General features: G+C 58.5%; 3 protein-coding genes. 2 read left to right on the forward strand and 1 reads right to left on the reverse strand.

The features are described 5' to 3' along the window. The first annotated feature begins 567 nt into the window (after nucleotides 1–567). Both AC5JJ6_RS07375 and AC5JJ6_RS07380 read left to right on the forward strand, forming a co-directional pair. The gene (locus AC5JJ6_RS07375; RefSeq protein WP_496041414.1) at nucleotides 568–1,239 is read left to right on the forward strand and encodes a sugar transferase; all 672 of its coding nucleotides are present in this window, start codon (nucleotides 568–570) and stop codon (nucleotides 1,237–1,239) included. A gap of 70 nt (nucleotides 1,240–1,309) precedes the next feature. Further along, nucleotides 1,310–1,678 carry a transposase gene (locus AC5JJ6_RS07380; protein WP_496041415.1) on the forward strand — a complete coding sequence of 123 codons (369 nt, stop codon included), beginning with the start codon at nucleotides 1,310–1,312 and terminating at the stop codon, nucleotides 1,676–1,678. A gap of 240 nt (nucleotides 1,679–1,918) precedes the next feature. Here AC5JJ6_RS07380 and AC5JJ6_RS07385 read toward each other — a convergent pair. Further along, nucleotides 1,919–2,826, reverse strand: a 908-nt coding sequence (locus AC5JJ6_RS07385; protein WP_496041416.1) for a transposase, incomplete at its 5' end; no start/stop codon positions are given.

Raw genomic sequence — 2,826 nt, forward strand, 5'->3', positions numbered from 1 at the left:
CCGTTTAGATGCATCCAGAACCCGCACCACAAAATCCCGGGACCAAACACGTAGGCTGGTGCGAGACATCGGCCCAACATGGTGAGACTCAGCCGGCACATTGCCTTACGTATCGAAGCCGATCCGAAGGATCAAGCTTATTTCGCATTCAGACTCCAACTACCCAAAATCAGCCGGTCGGTATCTTTCTTCTGGCTACCGCTGCCGCGCTGCTCGGACGTATGGCCAAACTCGCACAAAGTCACAACGATCTTGCGATGCTTGACTACTTTATCTTTCAAGCGATCTGAAATCAGCCCGCCGTGCGATACCGCATAATTTTAGAGACAGTCGGATGTTGCCTGATGGTTGAATTTCTCTAAAGTAAACCGCTTTTAGTGGGGAGGCCTGGGTTATAGACGAGAGCAATTTTTACACTAATGGGCGATATCAGCTGCTTTAGTGCCTAAACTATCTCTTTTTCGTTATTGCGCACTGTCACAGCTTGTATGTTTTTCTAGAACGGGCGATGAATTGCGGGGGAGTTCAGCGAGTTGCGACTGATATTTCTCGTCTAGGAGAAAGATCATGGAAAAAATTTTATCCGAAGATTTGCGACCGAATAAACCTTTCCGCGATTTTCTTCGCCCTGGAATAAAGCGCTCATTGGACATCACAATTTCCGCATTGCTATTAATTCTTCTAATGCCGGCTTTAGTCTTGGTTGCTCTTATAATAATTCGAGACGGCGGGCCTGCTCTGTTCAGCCATGAACGTGTAGGCCGACGCGGCCGCAAATTTAAATGCTTTAAATTTCGGACCATGCATCCAAACTCTGATACGATATTAAATTCTTTGCTGCTGACTGACGAGCTTGTGCGTACCGAGTGGGAAAGTAGTCGTAAGCTCCGTTCCGATCCACGTGTGACATCAGTTGGCCGGCTACTTCGTTCCACAAGCCTGGATGAGTTACCACAACTGTTCAATGTTTTGCTTGGCGACATGAGTTTAGTTGGTCCCAGACCAATAGTGCAGGAAGAGTTGGATGTTTTCTATTTGCAAGCTGGCGGAAAGGACGCATATTTATCAGTACGGCCAGGTATTACCGGATCTTGGCAAGTAAGTGGCCGCAGTAACATAACTTATATGGAGCGGATAGCACTTGATACAGCGTACGCGCGCACACCCTCCCTGCGATCTGACCTCGCAATTCTTGCGCGCACTATTGTTGTTGTTATGCGCCGCAGCGGCGCATATTAGGCTCCGGCCCCATTGATCTGCTTGCGGCGACGCGGGCGGGTGTGATGCTGAACAGGGCGGAGGTGCTCTAATGTCCATCCCGTTCCAGCTCAGCCCCGCCCAGATGCGGCGCATCCGGCCGCACTTCCCGCTCTCGCACGGGGTGGCGCGGGTGAATGACCGGCGTGTCCTCAGTAGGATCATCTTCGTTATCCAGGGCGGCCTGCGCTGGCGCGATGCCCCGCCTGGCTACGGCCCCCACATGACCCTCTACAATCGCTTCGTTCGCTGGAGCCACATGGGGCTGCTCAGCTGCATCTTCGCCGCGCTGGCCGGCGAGGCAGGCGAGTACGACCGACTGATCATCCGCAGCACGTACCTCAAGGCCCACCGCACCGCCGCCAGTCTGCTCAAAAAGGGGCATTTGATCGCTGCATCGGCCGCACCAAGGGCGGGCTGAACTCCAAGCAACACGCCGTCTGCGACGGCCAGGGCCGCCCCGTCGTCATGATGCTCTCCGAAGGGCAGATGAACGACCAGAAGGGCGCCAACATCCTCGCCCCCCCCTGCTGCCACCGGCGCGCGAGCTGACCGCCGACCGCGGCTCCGACAGCAATCCCTTCCGCGCCGCCCTGGCCAAGCGCGGCTCGCCACCGTTGGTCGCCTTTCGGTGTTTGTTGAAGGAGTTGTCCGGTGCTGATCAGGCCGCATCTCTGATTTTGCGGTCGCCGCTGTCGCGCTCTGGGTTGAGGCAGACGTCGCCAACCGGCGCCCAGTTGCGGATCTGACGTGACCAGCGCCTGGGGTTGGCGGCGCGGGCTTTGGTATAGAGATGCGTCCGACGTTCGAGGATTGCGCGGTCTTCACCTGTGTGCCGAGCGCTGGGCGTGACGAACCGGATCGCGCTATGGTGGTGCTCGGTGTTGTACCAGGCCACGAACCGGGCGACCCAGTGTTGCGCCTCTGGCTTGCTGGCAAACCCCGATCGCGGCCAGTCAGGCCTGTATTTGCAGGTCCGGAACAGGGCTTCGGAGAATGGGTTGTCGTCGCTGACCCGCGGCCGGCTGTAGGAGGCGATGACGCCGAGCCGCTCGAGGGTGGCTTTCATGGTGGCGCCTTTCATCGGGCTCCCGTTGTCAGCATACAGGACAAGCGGGTGGGTGAGGCAGCCTTCGGCCCAGACTGCGCGGCGCACGAGCTCGGCAGCATGTTGGGCGCTTTCACGCTCGTGGACCTCCCAGCCGATGATCTTGCGGCTGTATATGTCGAGGATGAGGTACAGGTAGAAGAACCCGCCCCGGATCGGGCCGGGCATCCAGGTGATGTCCCAGCTCCAGACCTCGCAGGGGCCGCGGGCGCGGTAGCTGGTCGGCGGTGGGCGGCGCGCTGATGGCCTAGCCCGGCGACGGTAGTGTTGCTGATCCTCGGCCCGCAGGATGCGGTAGAAGCTGGCCTCCGAGGCGAGATAGCGGCCCCCGTCTGCGAGGCGGGGCACGATCTGGCTGGGCGGCAGGCTCCTGAAGGCTGGGCTGTTGTCAATGCCGAGGTGGAATTGGTTCTCCCGCACTTCCCGTGCTGCCGTTGCCGGATCATGCGGCGTGTAGGACG

The sequence above is a fragment of the Skermanella sp. genome (assembly GCF_059503625.1).

Excerpts from the sequence above, each read along its gene's own strand:
- AC5JJ6_RS07375 (WP_496041414.1), top strand. The coding sequence starts at position 568 with ATGGAAAAAATTTTATCCGAAGATTTGCGACCGAATAAACCTTTCCGC.
- AC5JJ6_RS07380 (WP_496041415.1), top strand. The coding sequence starts at position 1,310 with ATGTCCATCCCGTTCCAGCTCAGCCCCGCCCAGATGCGGCGCATCCGG.